Annotated in this window: 22 protein-coding genes; 20 read left to right on the forward strand and 2 right to left on the reverse strand. The window is 43.1% G+C overall.

The annotated features are described in order from the left end of the window. The first annotated feature begins 621 nt into the window (after window positions 1-621). From RT269_RS25385 to RT269_RS25415, 7 genes are all read left to right on the forward strand, one after another. Window positions 622-1,320, forward strand: a complete 699-nt coding sequence (locus tag RT269_RS25385) for a class I SAM-dependent methyltransferase (RefSeq protein ID WP_313186854.1) — start codon at window positions 622-624, stop codon at window positions 1,318-1,320. A gap of 130 nt (window positions 1,321-1,450) precedes the next feature. Then, window positions 1,451-1,840 carry a hypothetical protein gene (locus RT269_RS25390; protein ID WP_331664232.1) on the forward strand — a complete coding sequence of 130 codons (390 nt, stop codon included), beginning with the start codon at window positions 1,451-1,453 and terminating at the stop codon, window positions 1,838-1,840. Window positions 1,841-1,933: 93 nt separating this feature from the next. Next, a complete protein-coding gene (locus RT269_RS25395) occupies window positions 1,934-2,143 on the forward strand; it encodes a (2Fe-2S)-binding protein (protein ID WP_313186857.1) in 210 nt (69 codons plus the stop codon). Window positions 2,144-2,556: 413 nt separating this feature from the next. Continuing rightward, entirely contained in the window at window positions 2,557-3,339 is a 783-nt protein-coding gene (locus RT269_RS25400; protein WP_313186858.1) for a LytR/AlgR family response regulator transcription factor, read from the forward strand. Next, entirely contained in the window at window positions 3,336-4,076 is a 741-nt protein-coding gene (locus tag RT269_RS25405; protein WP_313186860.1) for a hypothetical protein, read from the forward strand. Before RT269_RS25400 ends, RT269_RS25405 begins: the two co-directional genes overlap by 4 nt. Next, entirely contained in the window at window positions 4,057-4,368 is a 312-nt protein-coding gene (locus RT269_RS25410; RefSeq protein ID WP_313186862.1) for a GHKL domain-containing protein, read from the forward strand. The genes RT269_RS25405 and RT269_RS25410 overlap by 20 nt, the downstream gene beginning before the upstream one ends. Before the next feature lie 195 nt (window positions 4,369-4,563). Then, window positions 4,564-4,941, forward strand: a complete 378-nt coding sequence (locus tag RT269_RS25415; protein ID WP_313186864.1) for a DUF4304 domain-containing protein — start codon at window positions 4,564-4,566, stop codon at window positions 4,939-4,941. Between the two features lie 268 nt (window positions 4,942-5,209). Here the strand turns inward: RT269_RS25415 and RT269_RS25420 are convergent, their stop codons facing one another. Continuing rightward, entirely contained in the window at window positions 5,210-6,229 is a 1,020-nt protein-coding gene (locus RT269_RS25420) for a LacI family DNA-binding transcriptional regulator (RefSeq protein WP_313186866.1), read from the reverse strand. A 248-nt stretch (window positions 6,230-6,477) separates the two neighbouring features. Between RT269_RS25420 and RT269_RS25425 the strand changes: the two genes are divergently transcribed. From RT269_RS25425 to RT269_RS25460, 8 genes are all read left to right on the forward strand, one after another. Beyond that, window positions 6,478-7,767, forward strand: a complete 1,290-nt coding sequence (locus RT269_RS25425; RefSeq protein WP_313186867.1) for an ABC transporter substrate-binding protein — start codon at window positions 6,478-6,480, stop codon at window positions 7,765-7,767. A 71-nt stretch (window positions 7,768-7,838) separates the two neighbouring features. Further along, window positions 7,839-8,717 carry a carbohydrate ABC transporter permease gene (locus RT269_RS25430; protein ID WP_313186869.1) on the forward strand — a complete coding sequence of 293 codons (879 nt, stop codon included), beginning with the start codon at window positions 7,839-7,841 and terminating at the stop codon, window positions 8,715-8,717. Window position 8,718: 1 nt separating this feature from the next. Beyond that, a complete protein-coding gene (locus RT269_RS25435) occupies window positions 8,719-9,573 on the forward strand; it encodes a carbohydrate ABC transporter permease (protein ID WP_025231894.1) in 855 nt (284 codons plus the stop codon). Between the two features lie 72 nt (window positions 9,574-9,645). Further along, entirely contained in the window at window positions 9,646-11,055 is a 1,410-nt protein-coding gene (locus RT269_RS25440; RefSeq protein ID WP_313186871.1) for a mandelate racemase/muconate lactonizing enzyme family protein, read from the forward strand. Between the two features lie 6 nt (window positions 11,056-11,061). Next, window positions 11,062-12,075, forward strand: a complete 1,014-nt coding sequence (locus RT269_RS25445) for a mannonate dehydratase (protein ID WP_313186872.1) — start codon at window positions 11,062-11,064, stop codon at window positions 12,073-12,075. 21 nt (window positions 12,076-12,096) lie between these two features. After that, the gene (locus tag RT269_RS25450; protein WP_313186873.1) at window positions 12,097-12,558 is read left to right on the forward strand and encodes a VOC family protein; all 462 of its coding nucleotides are present in this window, start codon (window positions 12,097-12,099) and stop codon (window positions 12,556-12,558) included. A 16-nt stretch (window positions 12,559-12,574) separates the two neighbouring features. Next, a complete protein-coding gene (locus RT269_RS25455; RefSeq protein WP_313186874.1) occupies window positions 12,575-13,921 on the forward strand; it encodes a GH1 family beta-glucosidase in 1,347 nt (448 codons plus the stop codon). 12 nt (window positions 13,922-13,933) lie between these two features. Next, complete coding sequence (locus RT269_RS25460; RefSeq protein ID WP_313186875.1) at window positions 13,934-15,076, forward strand: Gfo/Idh/MocA family protein; 1,143 nt, start codon at window positions 13,934-13,936, stop codon at window positions 15,074-15,076. Between the two features lie 325 nt (window positions 15,077-15,401). Here RT269_RS25460 and RT269_RS25465 read toward each other — a convergent pair whose 3' ends face one another. Beyond that, a complete protein-coding gene (locus RT269_RS25465) occupies window positions 15,402-16,100 on the reverse strand; it encodes a FadR/GntR family transcriptional regulator (RefSeq protein WP_312441962.1) in 699 nt (232 codons plus the stop codon). 272 nt (window positions 16,101-16,372) lie between these two features. On the opposite strand from RT269_RS25465, the gene RT269_RS25470 reads away from it, so the two are divergent. The 5 genes from RT269_RS25470 to RT269_RS25490 all read left to right on the forward strand — a co-directional run. After that, window positions 16,373-18,106, forward strand: a complete 1,734-nt coding sequence (locus tag RT269_RS25470) for an ABC transporter substrate-binding protein (protein WP_313186876.1) — start codon at window positions 16,373-16,375, stop codon at window positions 18,104-18,106. 112 nt (window positions 18,107-18,218) lie between these two features. Further along, complete coding sequence (locus RT269_RS25475; RefSeq protein ID WP_313186878.1) at window positions 18,219-19,178, forward strand: ABC transporter permease; 960 nt, start codon at window positions 18,219-18,221, stop codon at window positions 19,176-19,178. 13 nt (window positions 19,179-19,191) lie between these two features. Then, window positions 19,192-20,100 (forward strand): ABC transporter permease, encoded by a 909-nt coding sequence (locus RT269_RS25480; protein ID WP_313186879.1) that lies wholly within the window; start codon window positions 19,192-19,194, stop codon window positions 20,098-20,100. Window positions 20,101-20,113: 13 nt separating this feature from the next. After that, on the forward strand, window positions 20,114-21,133 hold the full coding sequence (locus RT269_RS25485; RefSeq protein WP_313186880.1) for an ABC transporter ATP-binding protein: 1,020 nt from the start codon (window positions 20,114-20,116) through the stop codon (window positions 21,131-21,133). Continuing rightward, window positions 21,126-21,350 (forward strand): ATP-binding cassette domain-containing protein (locus tag RT269_RS25490; RefSeq protein WP_313186882.1); only part of this gene is annotated, 225 nt, incomplete at its 3' end. The genes RT269_RS25485 and RT269_RS25490, both read left to right, overlap by 8 nt.

Genomic DNA, 21,350 nt, shown 5'->3' on the forward strand with positions numbered 1-21,350 from the left:
GCCGGGAGAGCGAAATGCTTATGTAGAACTGGAACAGGTACCAGAAGCCGGGGAGTATACCGCTACTGCTGTATTCATGGTGTATGATCCGGAGAGTATGGAGCAGGTGACTGAAATTGATGCAGGTATTTTATTAACTGTAGAAAAATGAAATGTAGTAATCCAAAAATAAAATGTGGTAAATCAAAAAATGAAATCGTTTTTTTGTGCAGATGGGTGTGTTGATTTTCACTTAACTGCAAGACACTTGACATATAAATAAGTCTATATGCTTGTTGTAAAATAAGTATATGGGCTTATTTTAGTGTCAGAATTTATCAGGAAAAAAAAACTAGACGAGCAACCATGAAAGCTGAATATGTTCGTTTAGGTGCGTCACAGAGGCATTGTAAAGGGGAATCCTGTAGTGAGAGTTTGTTGATAATACACTTAATATTGAAATGTTTTCATATATATTGCGTTTTAAATAAAGTGATGATACAGTATATAGTATAGTAATGACCAGCATAAAATATAAATAATGGAGTAGTCAGGAAATAGCCTAACCATGGGATTGTAAATAATAATAAGAGGGAAAGTTTTTGAACACTTCCTTTTTCAAATGCAAAGGAGGTATTAGACATGAAAGCCTATGAACGTGAGACAGATATGTGGAACAAGATTTTTGAAGAATATCAGCCAATAGATCTAAGAGGAGTAGAATTAAGGGTAGAACCAATGTTTGACGAAGCATTGGAACTGTTTGCCGGCAAAACGAAACGAGTAATGGACTTTGGCTGCGGAACAGGAGATGTCTCATTTCAATATCTGCAATATCAACCGGATCATCAGATTATTGGAGTAGATAAAGCAGAAATTGGGATTAAATTTGCAAAAGAAACCGCCAGGTTGAGCCATTATAAAAGAACCCATTTTTTTACTGCAGGAGAGGAGTTCTTAGATCAGTTTCAGAAAGAGGCGTTTGACGGAATTATTTTATCAAATGTACTCGATGTAATGCCCAAAGATGTTTCCTATGAAATAATGCTGAAGTTAAATAAACTATTGAAACATGACGGATACTGGTTTGTCAAAATGAACCCATATTATTCTAATGAGGAACTTGATTCATTAGGCTATCAGAAAACGGGGGCAAATCTCTATGAAGAAGAAGGTGTGCTTCATCTGCGACAGGCGACTACAGAATACTGGAAGAAACAGCTATCAGAATTTGGTGAGATTATTGATTATTTAGAATTTCAATATCCATGGCAGAAAGGTATGAATAGGCTCTTTGTGATTAAAAATAATAATAGGCTTGAAACTGCGGGGCTGGATTAAGAATGGACTTTCCGCAAGCAGGATAGCCGAAGCAGCGATACCCTATGCTTTCTTACCAAAAACATGAATTAAATGAATCCTGGATTTTAGTGCCTTTAATTATTGGTTAGAAAAAGGTGAAAAAATGGACGTGAAAATAAGAAAAGCAACTTTGGAAGATGCAAATACAATTAGTAACATATATGCTTTAAGTTGGAAATCAGCATATAAAGGTCTTGTACCACAAAAATATTTGGATGAATTAAAATGTACATTTTGGGTATCATCTTTTCAAAATTGGTTAAATAATAATACTTTAACAGCACTGCTCATATGTGAAAATGAACTGCCAGTAGGCTGTATTGCTTATGGTAAGGCAAGAGATGATAATTTTTATGAGTCTAATGGATTTATTTGCAGTAATGACGTATTTACTAGTGAAATTTTGCAAAAGCAGTTAGTAAATGTCCGTTATATTTTGACATCAGGCAATGATATTAAATTTAGGAGAAATCAGAAAACCAGTGGCACCAATACATAACAATAATAAAGTTATTTTTGGTCCTGTGAGCTGTACGTTAGCAGGAAAGAACTTCAGCCGTAAAGTTTAGATTAAGAGAGGAAAATTCTATCTATGGATAACCAAGAGATCATTGATAAAATGACAAAGGTATGTATCTGCAAAGGCGTTTCCAAACAAACAATAAAAAAGGCGATTTCTGAAGGCGCAGATACCGTTGAGAAAGTATGGAGTAAGACGAATACTGGCAATGGCAGCTGTAAAGGAAAACGGTGCGGAGAAAAAATTCGGCAGATTCTGGATCAGTGGGAAGAAGAGAATTAATATTCATTCACTTTATTACCCGATCAAAATGCCTCCATATGATAATATAGATAAATAATATGTTTAGAAGGTTGTTGCAAAATTGATTTGCAGCGGCCTTTTTCTATAAAAAGAGGAAAGTAGAAATGGAAACTGGCAGTATATAAGACTCATGCTTCACAGATAAAATATAGATTCTTATGATGCATCAATGATACAGCTTTTAAAAGCAGCAGCTTGAACATTTATCATATGAAATGATTCTTATCCATATCAGATAAAAGAAAGATATATCGATATAGACGTTAATTTTTGGGTGACTTTGTAATAATTTAAAGCTATTGATAGGGAGCACTGCAATTTTGAAAAGACAATTATTCGTATAATATGCTATAATTTTCAGAGACAACACGGTTGATAAAGAGGGATCAGGTATGAAAATAGCTATATGCGATGATTGTCTGGAAGATATCAGACAACTGGAGGAGTGTATTAAAGAAAGCAAATTCTGTCCCCAGGATCAAGATTTTTACGAGTATTCCAGTGGGGAGGCTTTGCTGGCTGATTATAGGGATTTTGATGTTATATTTCTGGATATGAAAATAGGAGAAGGCATGAATGGGACTCTTACAGCCCAAAATATACGTAAGCGTGATTCGAAAGTAATCATTTTATTTTACTCTCAATTTGAATCGCCAGCCAGCAGGATATCGTCCATACGGCCTTATGATTATTTGCTGAAGCAGTATTCAAAAGAAGAATTAACTCAATGCCTGGATATAGTATTAGAAGAAGTGCAGAACAGGGAGGAGGTGCCCAGGCTGCCCGTTGTATGTGATGGGAAGATATTTATTTTACGGATATCAGATATTATATACATCCAAATATACAGGAAAGGAAGCCAAATATGGCTGACTGATAAAAAAACAGAGGAAATCTGGGGAAGTGGACTCTCCGAAAAAGAGCGTAAACAGACTATCGAAACTAAAACCAGATTAAAAGAATACTATCAGGAATTGAAAGATTACGGCTTTATTTATGCCAGTGAAAGTTATATCATCAATGCAGAGAAGGTGGTATCCCGGCAGAAAGATTTTGTTCGGATGCAGGGCGGCCACAATCTTTCGGTAGTCAGAAGGATGAAAAAGGCATTTGATGAAGAACTTGGTAAATATTATGGAGTCAGGTATAATCGAGCGAGGACAAAAAAGGAATGAATATGGCACAAATGTTATATGAGCCGGTGATGTACCTAAACTGCGTTTTTGAAATATTTTTATTGTACAATTTATTGGAAGTTATATATCGGGCGTATGATGAACGTAAAAGGATCCGTTTTATGGAGATTATTGGCTGCAGTATGATGATCTTTTTAATCAATCGTTTAAATGTGCCTACCATAAATTTATTTTGTGTACCGCTTATATATCTTTTCTTTGTATGGCTGATGTTTCGTATAGAACTAAAATATATCTTTTTTTATGTTTTATTTTATTACACAATTTTAGCAGTAACTGAATTTACATTTATTCATATCTATACTTTACTGGAAATTGATGTTTCTAAAGCTGATTTTAGTATGATCCTTTTTCTATTCATTCAGAAGATATTTGAATTTGCAGTAGTACAGATGATAAAAAAGCTGCACCAAGGCCCATATGATATCGGTAGCTTTCAATATTTAAGATGTTTGTTTATGCTTCCTATTGCCTCTTTGGTTTTGCTAAATGGATTTCTGTTATCAGAGCAAAGTTCTTCCGGCTATCTATTAATCTGTGTCGGAGGGGTTTTATTAATTATATCAATTGTAATTGGTTTTTCTACTGTGGAAAAATTATTAAAGGCAGAAGGTGCAGCCAGAGATGCTGAATTACTTGCTTTAAAAACAAAACTGGAACGAAGTCATTATCAAAGGATAGAGGAAATAAATCAGTATGTTTGGAAATCTGCTTGACAATGCCTTGGAGGCAGCCGAAGGATGCAAGGAAGGTTATGTATTTGTAAGCTTATACAAGGGAAATGAAGCACTTGTCATATTAAGAATAGAGAACAATTTTACAATCAAACCGCATAAGATAGGAGAGAAATATTTTACAACAAAGATCAAAAAGAGAAAACATGGTTTTGGGATTAAAAAGGTAGAAGAATTATCAGAAAAGTATGGAGGCTTATTAAAATGCTATGAAGAGGGGGATACCTTTTTAGCGGTGTTAATGTTGTCAAACATATCGAATTTGCCCAATTAATCAGAGCCTTTTTGGATTAATGAAATAGTAAGCCTACCAAATTCGGAAAGTTAGTGACCAAATTTAGCCGTTGCATTGAATTGTATGAAAAAGTGTGATATTTTTTAGAAGATATAGAAAAATATATTTTTGTAGATTCTAAATGTACTGGCTGCCTATGGTAAGAGTCATTAGCTACTAGAAAGGGAGATAGAAATGAAAAGTGTTGTAGTTGAAACAATGGAAAAAAGGTTGTCCCCCTATGGCTTTCAATTTGCGGGGGATGACTATTTGCTTTGGATCTTTAGCCGAGAGACAGAAGGGATGACCCAGTATATAGCTATGCAAAAAAATCGATGGGAAGATGCCTATGCACTAAATATATATGCCCATGGGGAGGGGCTGCCGGCCTTCGAATCAAAAGATCTTTCTAATGAACCCGAATACAAGTTTCAATTTTTCCATTTCAACAGCGAGAAAGAACGTATAGCGGTACTGAATAAGCTGTTAGATGTTGCTGAAAAATACGGAATTGATAAACTGAATGAATTGACCAAAAAAGAAAAATCAAAATCGTTTGAGCCAATCACTTAAGCTGCCATAGGGGAAGGTATTGCCCCTATGGCAGCTTAAGTGGAATACATCTCTTTACATCTTATAACACATCTTTACATACAATTCTCTCAATAAATCTGCCCGTTTCATAAGAAGAGTCCGGAAAAGATCTCTTAATGATATGTCTGTAAAACATTAACAATTCCAAAACCTTTAAACTCTGATGTTACTCTTGTTTATCCGTAAGAAAGTATATCGATTGTTTATTTGATAATATGCAAGTCTCCATAATAAATCCCCCTATCATTTATTCCGTGCAAAAGCACACCGTCTCATGTTCCTCCAAAGTAGTCTGATAAAATTTGTTAATAGGAGTTGTGATACTGCCCTGAAGCATCCCATCTATAGACAGGATGCTGTCGTACCCAATCTGATACAAAGGCTGTTGAATGCTGGTGATCCGCGGCCCCCGGTAGGAAAAGCCGTATGTAATCAGATTGTCAAAACCTACGACAGAAACATCTTCAGGCACCTTAAAGCCAGACTGCTGCAGCTCGTTGATTACCTGCATGGCAATTTTGTCATTGCTGCAGAAAATAGCGGTGGGCCGTTCGCCTTCTGGATGGGCCATCATTTCCCTGAAATTGGGAAGGGAGAGTGAGGAGTCATTAAGGGTATTCTGGATATAATAATCCTGGATCAGCAGACCGTTGTCCTGCATGGTCTCCATGTAGCCGCTGAAACGCTCCAGGATGACTTTTTTATTTGGGTTTCCCATCACATGGGCGATACGCTTATGATTATGATGGATCAAATAATTCACCGCATCCTTTGCTCCAGTTACATTATCAATAAGGAACTGGTTAACCGGCATCATCTGAAAGTTGTTTTCAATCAACAGAAAGGGAAATCCAACTTCTTGCAGATGTTCAATCATTGCTTTGTCTGAAAAAAGTGAACCATATAAGATGATGGCGTCTGAAATACCGTTTGTCAGGTATTCGATGTAGCGGTCCCTGACTTTCTCGTCTCTTCCCGGACTGCAAAATATGACGTTACGGCCAAGAAGAGCGGAGGCGTCCTCAATACCGCGAATGAGATCGGTGAAAAAAGGATCATGTATATTACGCAGCAGTATAGCAATGGAATCTGTTTGCTTCTTTACCAGTGAGCGGGCTGCATTATTAGGAAAATATCCCAGTTCCTTTATGGCCTGGTCAACCTTGGCTTTGGTTTTGGGAGAGACTTTATCAGAGCCATTAACTACTCGGGATACAGTGGTTAAAGATACGCCAGAGTAAGCTGCTACATCTTTTATGGTTTTCATTTTTAATCCCTTCTTATGAAAATATTTGTACTTTTTTCATTATATCATATCTGAAAATCACTTTCAAGGCAGGAAAGTGGCTAAAAATGAAAACGTTTATAAAATGAAAATGATCAAAATTAATTAAAAATTAGATATATAGTGAAAAAAAGCTTGCAATATGCACAAGTATTTGCTAGTATGTAGTTGTAATAAAATGAAAACGTTAACATTTTAAAAAGAGGGTAAAAAGAGCAAGGAGGAAAAACATGAAAAAGGTAGTAAAGAGAACATTAAGTATGACGATGGCAGTAGCTTGTGGCTTAGGACTTTTGGCAGGATGCTCTTCAGCAAAGGGAGAACAGAAATCTGAAAGTCCGGCTCCCCAGTCTGATCAGAAAACAGAAGCTTCAGGGAAACCCGTTACCATTAAATTTTGGGATGGCAACTGGCAGGAGGCTGTTTGGCCGGAGGTAGAGGCTATATGGAACGAGGAACACCCTGATATTAAGATCGAAGCAGAGTTCCAGGCAGATCTTGCAAATGATAAATACATGCTGGCGCTTAAAAATGGCACTGCTCCAGATGTCCTGTCCTGCGCGCTGGATTGGGTTACCACGTTCGGTAATGCAGGTTTGCTTGCACCACTTGATGAATACGTGGCAAAGGATTCCCTGGATGTGAATCAGTTCGTCAAAGGTGCTAACGATGCCTCCACTGTGAACGGAAAACTCTATGGCCTTCCATTCCGCAGTGAAACTTATGTCATGTTCTATAATAAGGACATTCTGTCGGCAGCAGGATATCAAACGCCTCCTGCAACCTGGGATGAGGTGAAAGGGGTGGCGGCTGCATGTACGAACGGCGACGTGTATGGTTATGGCCTCTGCGGAACAAATTACTCGAATTTCTCTTTCCAGTACATAACCATGCTCCGTTCTTCCGGTGGTGATATTTTAAATGCTGACAATACTGCCTCCACGCTGGGAAGCGATGTGGCGATCCAGACGGCACAGCTTTATAAGGATCTGGCAGCTTATGCACCTGCATCCTTACTGGAGAATGACAACATTGCAAACCGCACCCTGTTTGCCAGCGGCAAAATTGCTATGTACTTAAGCGGCATCTATGACTTGGCAGAAATTGTGAAAGCAAATCCTGATTTAAATTTTGCATGTACTATGGTTCCTACTGCAAACGGTGCGGAGAGAAACACCATTTTAGGAGGCTGGTCCGCAGCGGTTGCAGAGTCCAGCAAGGAGAAAGAAGCTGCGTGGGAATTTGTGAAATTCCTTAGCAGGCCTGATATTGCGGCTATCTATACAAATACTTTCACGGGTACGGCAGAAGTAGCGGCCCGTTACACGGACTATCCGGAAGAAATCATCAAGCCAAATGCTGACGCTTTGCAGTATGCGAATGCACTTCCGGCAGTTGAGAACATTGTAGGTATCCGCCAGGCTATTATGGATAACCTTCAGCTGATGCTTTCTGAGGATATGTCTGCCGAAGAAGCCAGCGGACTGTTAGATCAGGCAACAACGAAACTGTTAAAGTAATCCGAAGTGGGGCAGGCAGGCTCCGTTTATAAGCGGGGCCTGCCTTTAAAAGAGAAAGGTGAAATGAAAGTATGCTTAGAAAAATCAAACGTTCAGGAGCCGGATATGTACTTCCCGCTGTGATTACCGTTGCAGTAGTCATGATATATCCGTTGCTTTATACGTTGGTCATGGGGTTCTTTAACAACACCCTGTTCCTGGAAGCTCCTGTTTTCTGCGGCATTTCCCAGTACAAAAAGTTGTTTGAGGATAAGGTGTTCCTTGGTTCTATCACAAATACGTTAGTATGGACGTTTGGAAGTGTTTTCTTCCAGTTTGGTCTGGGCTTTATCATGGCTTTGATCCTTCACCAGCCATTTGTAAAAGGGAAGACTCTTATTCGTATCCTGTTAATGATCCCATGGGTAACGCCCAGCATCATCGGTTCCGCTGTGTGGAAGTGGATGTACAATGCTGATTATGGTATTATCAACTTCATTTTCAGCTCTCTGGGAATCATTGAAAAGAACCAGACATGGCTGTCCAATCCAAAGATTGCCATGTGGTCTGTCATTGCAGTCAACACATGGAAGATGTTCCCCTTCATCCTGCTGATGATTGAGGCATCCCTTCAGAGTGTATCCAAGGATTTAAAAGAGGCTGCGGTTATTGATGGAGCAAATGTATTTGGCATCTTTAAAAACGTGACCTGGCCATCGATTGCCGCAACCTGCTATTCAACGATCTTGTTAATGATCATCTGGACCCTGAATGCATTTACCTTTATTTATGCAATGACAGAGGGCGGACCGGCTCATAAGACAGAAGTAATGGCCATGTACATTTATAAACGGGCATTCATGGATTATGATTTCGGAATAGCCAGTGCAGCCAGCGCGGTCTTGTTTGCATTATCGATGTTCGTAAGTCTTGTATATCTCTATCTTACAAGAGAAAAGGAGGGGAACTAACATGGTGAAAATGAAGAAATCTGTAACAAGAACGAATATTGTCTGGCAGATTTGCACCTATGCAATCTTACTTCTTGTGATTCTGGCAGCCGTGTTCCCGGCAATCTGGATGCTGTCCACATCCATCAAGCTTCCTACGGAGCAGTACGATATCCCTCCTCAGATCATCCCAGACACACCTACATTGGGCAATTATATTAATGTACTTACTAATTCCAAGATGTTTGACGCTTTTGTCAACAGCATCATTATTACGGTCAGTGTGGTTGTAATCACATTGCTTATTTCCATCCTGGCAGGTTACGGCTTAAGCAGATATAAGTTTAGGGGACATGGAGTGCTTAAAATTGCCCTTCTGTTCGGACAGATGATTCCCAGTGTGGTAATCATCATCCCCTTGTATTTCCTGGTTGCAAAAACAGGGCTTTTGGATACACATTTCTCACTGATCCTGGCAGATCTGGCACTGACGATTCCTATGGGTGTTATCATGCTCAGTTCTTTTTTTGAGACAGTGCCAAAGGAACTGGAGGAAGCGGCCAAAATTGATGGTTGTACGGGAATCGGGGCGCTGTTTCGGGTGGTTTTGCCTATCGCAAAACCGGGATTGATTTCCGTGGCTATTTACACCTACATCCATGCATGGGAAGAATTCCTTTTTGCACTGAACTTAAGCACATCGACTAAGACAAGAACACTTCCCATTGCTATCCACATGTTTGCAGGAGAGTTTGCGGTAGACTGGGGTTCCACGATGGCTGCATCGGCCATTGTAGCTTTTCCGGTACTCCTTATTTTCCTTTCATGCAACAGGTATTTTGTCAAGGGTATGGCAGACGGTGCGGTAAAAGGTTAACAGCAGCTGGCTGAACAGTAATAAATGAATAGGAAATAGTGGATAAGATTTGGAATGGACAGGAGGTTGACGATGGAACATAAGAGCGGTCGGACAGATATAAATTATGAAGAGTGTCTGAATTTTGTGAGACAAAGCTCCAATCCGTCTAAGTTACGGATCACGGATGTAAAATTCACCAAGGTGGATCTTCCTCCCTGGGGCTGTTATCTGGTGAGAATCGACACCAACCAGGGAATCAGCGGATATGGGGAAATGCGTGACGGCGCCAGCGCCACTTATTTAAAACAGTTAAAGAGCAGGATCATTGGCGAAAATCCCTGTGATGTAGATCGTATTTTTAGAAAGATCAAGCAGTTCGGTGGCCAGTCCAGACAGTCTGCAGGCGTTTGCGCCATTGAACTGGCCCTCTGGGATCTGGCAGGAAAGGCGTACGGGGTTCCTGTGTATCAGCTTTTGGGAGGAAGGTTCCGGGATAAGGTCAGGCTCTATGCAGATACCCATATTGAGGAAGGCAGGGCCACCGGCATCTTAATGGAGCCGGAGAAAGTGGGACAAATCTTAAAAGGATATATGGATCAGGGATTTACGGCAGTGAAGATTCTTAGTGTGGAGCTCCTTATGGCGCAGGAGGGGAATTATTCCGGTCCCTTGGACTGGGTCAATGAGCTGCGGGCTGTGGAGGAAGAAGTACGCCGGGTTTCAAGAACCGGTACAAGGGCTGAAGTTTCTGCAGCTAATGCGGCATTGTATGATTTTAACCGGATTTCTCACCCCTTTACCAATATGCATGTGACGGAACAAGGGCTGGCGCATCTGGATGAATACATTGGAAGGGTGCGGGATGTGATTGGTACAAAAGTTCCATTGGCGATTGACCATTTCGGGCATTTCCCCCTTCCGGATATGATTAAGATTGCAAGAAGGCTTGAAAAATATAACCTGGCATGGCTGGAGGATATGCTCCCCTGGTATCTGACGGATCAGTACAAGGAACTAAAGCACGCGACGACTTCTCCCCTCGCAACGGGAGAGGATATGTACCTGACAGAGACCTTTGAACCTCTTTTTGAGGCAGGTGCCTTGGATGTGGTGCATCCGGACCTCCTGACTTCCGGAGGAATCCTTGAGACGAAGAAACTGGGTGATATGGCGGCCAGGTATGGGGTATGTATGGCACTCCATATGTGCGAAAGCCCAATATCAGCCTTGGCTGGTGCCCATATGGCTACTGCCAGTGAGAATTTCTTTGTGCAGGAGCATGACGCTTTTGACTCTGAGTGGTGGCAGGATTTGATCATAGGACCGGTGAAGCCTATTGTGCAGGAGGGCTTTACGGCAGTGACGGATGCACCTGGTCTTGGAATTGAGTCCCTAAACGAGGAACTGATCCGGGAACATGGGCCTATGAAGGGCAAAGATGTATGGGTATCTACCGATGAATGGAACCAGGAGACCTCTCTGGACCGGATATGGAGCTGACAGAAAATGATGAGATTAGCATATGGACAGATTCGGAGCGTGGATCAGGAGATCCTGACCAACGCAAGGCAGATGGGGATTGACAGGGTACAGTTCAACCTCCCTTATGATCTGCCTGCGGATGAGTACTGGAAGTACGATGATTTGGCTCGTTTTAAAGAACGGTGCGACCGGTACGGTGTTATCGTGGAAGCAATGGAAAACATGCCAATTTCTTTTTATGACAAAGCGATGCTGGGTCTGGAGGGAAGAGATAAGCAGATTGAAAATGTCTGTGAATCCATCCGCAGCCTGGGCCGTGTCAGGATCCCCGTGCTGGGGTATCACTTTTCACCGTCCTTTGTCTGGAGAACGGAAAATCACGCTCCCGTAGGAAGATATGGTGCTTCTGTGCAGGCCTTTGACTTAGAAAAACAGAAGCAGGGCATTGATGATATGGCGGATTTTGGCCAGAGAAGAGATGTGAAGGTGCCTGACGTGGAATCGCTGTGGGAGAATTTTGAATATTTTATGAAACGAGTCATACCGGTGGCGGAGGAATACCATGTGACCATGGCACTCCACCCGGACGACCCGCCGATAGAAAGCCTGTCTGGAATTGCAAGGATGTTTATTGATGTGGACAGCTATAAACGGGCGGAGGCCATGATTGACAGCCCGAATTGGGGATTGCTGTTCTGTATCGGTACCTTTTCACAGATGAAAGGCGGGGCAAAGAACATTTTTGATGCCATTGAATATTTCGGGCCAAGGAAAAAGCTGATTTATGCCCATATGAGGGATGTACAAGGCACGGTGCCTAAATTCCAGGAATGTTTCCTGGGAGAAGGGAATTTCGATCCTTTTCAGGTGGTATATGCATTAATGCATTCAGGATTTGACGGCTTTATGGTCAGTGACCACGTGCCTGGCATTGAAGGTGACAGAGACTGGGGCCACAAGGTTCGCTATGCGGATACTGCTTACATAAAAGGATTGATGGAAGCGATAGAGAAATTAAAAACAATGGAAAATGCGTAAATTGAAAGGAAGAGAATAATTATGGATAAACCAATTGAGGACATGAGACTGGCACAGATTGGATTTCTGGTAAATGATATTGAGAAGACAAAAAAGGAGTTTGCACGCTTTTTCGGGGTAGAGGAACCTGAAACCGTAAATAGCGGTGAATTCGAGATTACAAAGACGGAATACAGGGGAGAGCCGGCGCCAAAGGCAAAGTGCTACATGACATTCTTCTATTTCGGAGATTTACAGATGGAACTGATCCAGCCAAATGAAGAGCCAAGCATCTGGAAGGAACATTTAGAACAGTTTGGTGAAGGAATCCATCATATTTCCTTCAATGTAAAAGGTATGAAAAAGACCATCAGCGCCTGTGAGGATTGGGGAATGGAACTGCTGCAAAAAGGTGAGTACAGGAGAGGAAATGGAAGATATGCATTCATGGATGCACTGGACAGCCTGAAAGTAGTAGTAGAGCTGCTAGAGCGTGACGAATAAGAAGGAGGGCACAATCATGGGACAGAGACAGTTTCCGGAAGGCTTTGCATGGGGGGCGGCTACTGCGTCATACCAGATTGAAGGCGCTTGGGATGAAGACGGAAGAGGAGAAACGATATGGGACAGATATTGCCAGGTTCCCGGTAATGTGCTAAATGGAGATGATGGAAAAATAGCATGTGACCATTATCACAGATATAAGGAAGATGTTGCGTTGATGAAGCGCATGGGAATCAAGGCTTACCGGTTCTCCATTGCCTGGTCCAGGATCTTTCCAAAGGGATATGGGGAAGTCAATGAAAAGGGGCTTGAATTTTACAGCCGTCTTATTGATGAACTTCTGGATGCAGGAATCGAACCGTATATCACGTTATACCACTGGGATCTTCCTCAGGCCCTGCAGGATATAGGCGGATGGGCCAATCCCCAGATGCCGGAATATTTTTTGGAATACGCAAAGGTTGTTATAGATGCATTTCATGGCAAGGTGAAGAAATGGATTACATTAAATGAACCTTATTGTGCTGCGTTTCTAGGCAATTCCGAGGGGCGTCAGGCTCCTGGTATCCGGGATTTTTCTGCTGCGGTGCGGGTGTCTTACTATCTTTATGTAGGTCACGGCCTTGCGGTGGATTATTTCCGTAAAAAGGGCTGTGACGGGGAAATTGGAATTACCTTAAACCTGATGGGAAGGCTTCCTCTTACGGATAAGCCAGAGGATATCCAGGCAGCAGCCAGGGCGGATGGGTATTTAAACCGCTGGTTTGCTGAGCCTATTGTGTATGGCAGATATCCACAGGAAATGATTGAGTTTTACCGTTCCAAGGGAGTCGGGCTTCCGGAATTTAAAGAGGAGCACATGAAGCTCATTGGACAGAAGCTGGACTTCATCGGCTTAAATTATTACAATGACTTTCATGTGAAGGCAGATGACAGCGTATGGCCTCTTGGATTCAAGATAGAGAATCCCAAATACGTTCCCGTCAATGACAGGAACTGGCCGGTGACAGAGCAGGGCCTGGTAACGATGCTTTTGCGGATGAAGAATGAGTACGGAATTGACAAGATCTACATAACGGAAAATGGCACTTCCTTCCCGGATGTGGTTTCCATGGAAGGAAAAGTAGAAGACGGCGCAAGGAAGGATTATCTCCACAGGCATTTAACAGCACTTTGGGAGGCTATTTCCCAGGGAGTTAATGTACAGGGATATTTCCAGTGGTCTTTGTATGACAACTTTGAGTGGTCATTCGGATATAGCAGCCGTTTCGGAATCGTATTCGTGGACTTCAATACCCAGGAGAGAATTATCAAGGAAAGCGGACACTGGTATTCAAAGGTAATTGAGCAGAATGCGGTATAAGGAGGCTTTCGTATGAAAGGAATAAAGAAAGTAAAGACAGCGGTAATCGGGTGCGGAGCTATCAGCCGGATCTATATTGAAAATATGGCAAAGACCTTTGAAATTCTGGAATTGACAGGATGCTGCGATTTAAACCGTCAGTTGGCAGAAGAAACAGCGGCTGCTTACGGTATTCGTGCGATGACTATGGAAGAAATACTGGAGGATAGTGAAATTGAAATCGTCGTGAATCTGACCAATCCTGCCGCTCACTACCAGGTCATAAAGAATCTTCTGGAGCAGGGGAAGCATGTGTATACGGAAAAGGTGCTGGCTGCTGATATTACCCAGGCAAAAGAGCTGATAGCCCTGGCAGCTGATAGGGGAAAGCTGCTTTGCAGCGCACCGGACACATTTCTGGGGGCGGCTGTGCAGACCGCCAGGTATTTGGTAGAATCGGGCATGATCGGGACCGTGACTTCCAGCGTGGCTGTCCTTCAAAGGGATGCCCGCCTTTTGGCTGAAAAATTTCCCTACACAGCGAAAGCGGGAGGCGGAATCGGGATAGATGTGGGAATTTATTATACCACTGCCATGATTAACGTGCTGGGAGAGGTAATGGAAGTGTGCGGAATGTCCGGCGTTTCCATGCCGGAGCAGAAGCACTACTTTGTAAAGAATGATAATTTTGGAGAGACCTATTCCCAGGAATCAGAGACATACCTTATGGGTACCCTGCGCTTTAAAAGCGGCTGTATGGGTACGCTTCACTTTAATTCCAGAAGCATCCGCACAGAAAAGCCTTATGTGGCATTCTATGGCACGGAAGGTATTATATTCCTGGAGGATCCCAACTTCTTTGGCGGCGATGTGAAGGTTATCTTAAAAGGCCGGACAGAGCCTATGGTATTTCCCCATACCCATGGATACGATGGCGATGACAGAGGTCTTGGAGTGGCAGAGATGGCCTGGGCCTTAAGGAAAGGCCGCGTACCCAGGACAAATGGTGATATGGCATTTCATGCTTTGGAAATCCTTACGGGAATCATTGAAAGTGGGGAAACTAAAGGGGTTTATGAGATGAAATCCGGATTTGAAAGACAGCCTATGCTGCCGAGAGGATATCTGGGCGGGATTTATGCACAGAACCAGCCGGAGGGAGTGCTGAGCTTTTAGATGGGCGGCGGCTGCCGCAAGAGTCAAATACCCCACTGCTTGCGGCGGGGTATTTGACTGATTGTATACAGTATTGTTCTTTAAGCTTTGAAACAGGCGCAGAACTCCACCCTTGTATCCTATGGCAGGTAACAAGGGTGGAGTTCTTATTTTGATTGCCCTGATTCCATGTGCATGTCACACGCTCTTTTGATTTATTTATCTTTTTTATCTGCGGAAACATCGTCGACAGCCTTAATTTCCTCTTACTTTTCTTTTCGTACTAAATATTTCCCATGGCATCATTTAACGTGAATTCAGTGGATAATAACCATGTGATAACAGTCTATTTTTTAAGATATTCATAAGTGTAGTGGTAAATCATGGCCTGATGAAACTTTTCATAATCGTGGTCATAAAGCGCCTTGATAATGCGCTCATGCTTTTCAATCGTTATCTCAATGGATTTCGAGGAGAGCTTCGTGTTGTAATATTTGTCATAAGCCCAGAAGAAATCAATGATAGAAGAGAGGAGCACATTATCCACTTTGGAAAACATGGTTTTATGGAACATGGCATCTGCTTTTGCAAATTCGATGCCCAACGGTTTCGTTCCGCCATTATCTACACCCAGATGGCTCTGCATGATGGTCACCTGTTCGTTCATCCGGTCAATATCGGCCAGCCCCAGGCTGTAAAAGGCTTTCTGATCAAAGCCCAGTTCCAGGACATGGCGCAATTCCTCTATATAATCCTTGATCTTGCTGTCGTTGGAAGCGTCTACGTGAGAAATCAATGAAGACATGAAAAAGTCGGAGTTAAATTCTCTGATAATGATGCCGACCCCTGGCTTGGAGGTCACGACACCGGTGATTTCCAGGGATTTAAGTGCTTCCCTGAGTACGTTCCGGCTTACTCCCAAGGATTCACAGATTTCCATTTCGGTGGGAAGTTTATCTCCTGGCTGAAGATTGTGCTCCTTGATATATTGTTTGATTTCATCATATACCTGTAAATACAACTTTCTGGTTTTTAAATTTTTCATAAGTCAGCGATCCATTCTTAATTATATTTGTAGTACAAAGTAATAACTTGCTTAATATTATAATTTATAAATATAGGTGTGTCAATAAAAGAAACATAAAAACTAAAATATAAACTTTTACGAAGAAAAATATGTAAAATATGCACAAATAATAATCATATATTCGGTGAGGTTGTTGGTTGACATTTAAAAAAAAGTTAATTAAACTTAAAATATCAATTGCAAGTTCATACTTTATACTACAAAGTACAAATTGGAAAGGGAGGTTATTTATGAAACAAAAAAAACTTGTAAGCATTTTATGTGCCGCATCCCTGGCCGCTTCACTTTTGATCGGCTGCAGCGGAAAACAACAGCCGCCATCAGAGACAGCAGGAACCGGGGAGAAGACAGAGAATGCCAGTTCCGGGGATTCGACGAATGGGAATCCGGGGACTGAAAGCAGTGAAGCGCTTGGGACCCCGCTGGCGGATTTAAGAGTCAGACAGGCCCTGGCTTATGCGATTGACATGGATGCAATTGTAGAGACACTGTTTAACGGCAAAGCGGAGGCAGCAAAAAGTTTTACCGCCCCCGGGGACTGGCTGAATGCAGATATTCCTACATATAAGTACGATCCGGAAAAGGCAAAGGAGCTTTTAAAGGAAGCCGGCTGGCCATCGGATTATACCCTTGATGTGGTTTATTATTATGATGATCAGCAGACCGTTGACTTAATGACCATTATCGGGCAGTACTGGCAGGAGATAGGGGTAAAGGCCCAGTTCAGAAAGCTGGAAGGTGATCTGGCCGCACAGCTTTGGGTACCTCCGGTGGACCGGGTAAAGGGCCCTTCTGCAGTAAAATGGGATTTGGCATATGCTGCAGTGGCTGCATTGGCAGAATCCGAGTTCTATAACAGATTCAGTTCGACCGCTTCCAATAACTCCACTGTTCCAAAGCAGGAGGGGCTTGATGAATTAATTATTTCTGCCAATGGGACTATGGATACCAACGAGCAGAAGAAGGCGTTCGGTGAAATCCAGAATTATGTAGCAGAGAATGTTGTTGCACTGCCTCTTTATCATCAGGTCTGCTTTATTTATACCAGCAAAGATCTTGATATGGCAGGGGCAGGATTCGGGAACGACCAGTTCTCATATGAGAAGAACATCCTGGACTGGAAGATCAGCCGGGACGACCGTACTTTGTATACAAATGGCGGACCCCAGGAATTTTTCTGGTATCCTTTGGTAAATCCGGGACTCCTGATTAATACGGAATTGATTTTTGATAAGCTTATAAACGCAGATGAGAACTTAAATCCTAAGGAAGGTATGCTGGCCCAAGACTATAAGGTGAGTGAGGATTCCAAATCCATCGAGTTTACGCTTCGTGACAATCTAAAATGGCACGATGACCAACCTCTGACGGCAGAGGATGTCCGGTTCACGATTGAACTGATGCTTAAGGCACCCGGTACCAATGCGGTTGCTTCGGAAGTCATGAAGGCAATCCATGGTGCCCAGGACTTCATTGACGGAAAAACAGACCATTTGGAAGGCGTAGTGACCGATGGGAATAAGATCACGGTTAATTTTGATCAGGTTTCCGCCAATGCACTTCAGGTATTTGCCCAGTGGCCCATTCTTCCCAAACACTGTCTTGAAAAGGCAGACCCGGCGGCTCTCCAGCAGGATGGATTCTGGCAGAAACCAATCGGGTCAGGACCATACAGAGTTGATGAAGTCGTTCTGAACAATTACGCGACGCTGAAAAGATGGGATGGATATTATAAGACAGGAAACGGCAATATCGAGACAATTTACATGTCTGCAAGCGGTGAAAATGATGCAAACCTCGTAAAGAATGCGGGAGCAGGCAAGATTGACTATGCTTGGTCTAAGTCTACGGATGAAGCAAAGGCGATCGAAACCATGGATCATATGAAGGTCAATACGGCAAATATCAGATATACAAGATGCTTTTTTATCAATCAGTTTCCCCATGGCGCAAATATTAAGTAATCTGAACTTGCTGTGCAAGTGAAGATAAAAGGGCGGGTTTACCGCCCCCAATTGGTGAAGCATATAAACGGTGGATCTGCCAGGGTTCACCGTTTATAACAGGAGGAATTAAATGGCTACTTATACAATCAGAAAGATTTTATCATTAATTCCAATGATGCTAGTCATCAGCTTTCTCATTTATTTGGGAATTGAACTGATGCCAGGTGATGCGGTTGATTTCCTGATTCCGCCGGATGCACTTTCCACGATGTCGGCGGAACAGCTTGATCAGATGAGAAACTCTCTTGGCTTAAATGATCCGTTTGTAATCCGGTACGTTAAATGGCTGGTGGGCATCCTGCACGGTGACTTTGGTTACTCTCTGCAGTCGGGAGTACCTGTTGCGGAAATTATGAGGAATCATATTTCGGCAACGCTTGAATTATCCGTAGCATCTCTGATCATGTCTTCCATATTCGGTATTCTTCTGGGTGTGATCAGTGCCCTGAAAAAGGGAAGTGTTTTGGATCATATCCTGGACGTAGTGGGTATGGTGGGTGTGGCGATCCCTCAATTTTTATTCGGCCTCATTTGTATCAATACATTGGCTCTGCATCACAGCATTCTCCCGGTTGGAGGGCGGATGGCTTATGCAGGGCAGAGCTTCATACAGAGATTACCGTACTTAATCCTGCCGGCTGCGGTCCTGGGCTTTTCCATGACAGCCGGTGTTATGCGGTATGCGCGAGGCAGCATGTTAGAATCCATGGGCAGGGATTATATGAAGACCGCAAGATCAAAGGGAATCCCGGAGTGGAGGGTGAATCTCCTGCATGGTCTCAGGGCGGCGGTGACCCCTGTTGTGGTATTGATCGGATTCCGGCTGCCCATGCTGATCGGCGGAGCGGTTGTTGTGGAGGAGGTATTCCAGTGGCCTGGAATCGGCGGTCTGTTCATCAAGGCCGTGCGGGCGCAGAACACTCCCCTTGTCATGATGATCGGATTTTTCTCCGTTCTGATCGTTCTGGTATCAAGCATTTTGGTTGATTTAGTCACCGCCATGCTGGATCCCCGGATAAAACTGAGTTAGGAGGTATGGATCTATGAGTGCATTAGAGAAAAAAATGGATCGGATCCTTGCTCAGGAGGAATCCGGGAGACCAAAGAAACGATTGAAAAGCAGGGTGTTAAGGAAAATGCTTGCCAATAAACTTTCCATTGCGGGTCTTATTATTTTTATCGTTATCTTTTTTATCTGCTTTGCAGCGCCCCTTATCACGTCCTATTCATCGACAAAGATTGATTTAAGGAGCATCCTGCAGGCACCGTCAGCGAAGCACATTCTTGGCACGGATAAAATCGGGCGAGATATTTTTGCAAGAATCCTGTACGGGGGCAGAATTTCCATTGCAGTTGGCCTTGGATCTGCGCTGATTGCCACGCTGTTCGGTGTTTCCCTGGGCACGATCGCAGGTTATAAAGGAGGGCTGGCAGACGGGATTGTCATGAAGATTTCAGAGATTTTAATGGCATTTCCCCAGATGATCATGGTGCTGATCCTTGTAACAATAACCGGGCAGAGCCTTTGGAATCTGATTTTTATATTTTCCATAACCGGCTGGCCATCCATGTACCGAATGGCCAGATCCCAGATGCTTTCCCTGCGGGAAGAGGAATATGTCCAGGCCTTAAAGGCATTTGGCATAGGATCCATGAGGATTGCCTTTTTTCATATGCTGCCTAACGCAATTGGCCCTATTTTTGTCAACATAACATTGTCAACGGCTATGTTCATTCTTCAGGAGACATCACTTAGTTTCCTGGGGCTGGGTGTTCCGCTGGAGGTAGCTACCTGGGGAAATATATTGAATGCGGCGCAGGATATCATGATACTTAAGCGTGCATGGTGGGTCTGGGTACCTACGGGTGTTGTGGTAACCCTGTTTGTAATCAGCATCAATTTTATTGGCGATGGCTTAAGAGATGCAGCAGATCCGTCTCAGATTGGTTAAGGAGGAAGGTCAGATGAGTCATGATACGGTAGTGAGTGTTAAAAACCTCCATGTGAACTTTTACAACAATGATCGCTGCAATCAGGTAATCAGAGGAATCAACTTTGAATTAAAAAAGCGAAGGATTCTATGTATCGTAGGAGAGAGCGGATGTGGGAAATCGGTCACAGCAAATTCCATTATGGGACTGCTTCCAGATCTCTCCAGGATTGAAAAAGGCGAAATTCACTTTTTTAATAATGACAAGGATATCCGGATCGATCAGCTAAAGAGAAAAGGAAGTGAAATGCGTAAGATCCGGGGAAATGGCATTTCCATGATATTCCAGGATCCGATGACGGCGTTGAATCCGGTGTTTACCGTAGGATACCAGATCAATGAAGCGCTTCTATCCCATGGGAGAGCGAAAAACAGAGAGGAAGCTACAAGGGCCTCTATCGGGCTTTTGAGGGAAATGGGAATACCTTTGCCTGAAAAACGGTTTTATGAGTATCCTCATCAGTTTTCCGGAGGGATGTGTCAGCGCGCGATGATCGCCATGGCAATGAGCTGCAGGCCCAGAGTGCTGATTGCGGATGAACCGACTACGGCCCTGGATGTCACGATACAGGCTCAGATATTCGAATTGATGCTGGATCTGAAAAATAACAATGACGCCGCCATACTGTTGATCACCCATGATATGGGGGTGGTGGCCGAACTTGCAGATGATGTTGCGGTAATGTATATGGGGAATATCATAGAGAGCGGAGATGCCAGGTCAGTTCTGACAGAGCCATCCCATCCCTATACAAAGGCACTGTTAAATTCCATTCCTGTTCTGGGACGGGGAAAAACGCAGAAGCTTGAGCCCATCAAGGGTTCTACTCCTGATCCCTATAACCGGCCGTCAGGCTGTCAATTTGCTCCCAGATGTCCATATGCAGCACCGGTATGCGAGGAACGGCTTCCACAAGAGCATCTGATTGCTCCCGGGCATATGTGCCGGTGCTGCCATGACCGTTTAAAAGAGGAGGGTCAGCATCATGAATGAGAATAAGGAGAGGAAAGAAATACTCATCTCTGTGAGGGGATTAAAGACCTACTACCCGGTCAGGAAAGGGATATTTAAAAAGACTGCCGGTTATGTAAAGGCGGTGGATCATGTGGATCTGGATATTTACAGAGGGGAGATCCTCGGAGTGGTAGGGGAATCGGGCTGTGGGAAAACCACATTGGGAAAAAGCATTTTGCAGCTGATCCGGCCGTTT

It is taken from the genome of Lacrimispora sp. (assembly GCF_032078915.1).
In the GTDB taxonomy this organism is placed as follows: Bacteria; Bacillota; Clostridia; order Lachnospirales; family Lachnospiraceae; genus Lacrimispora.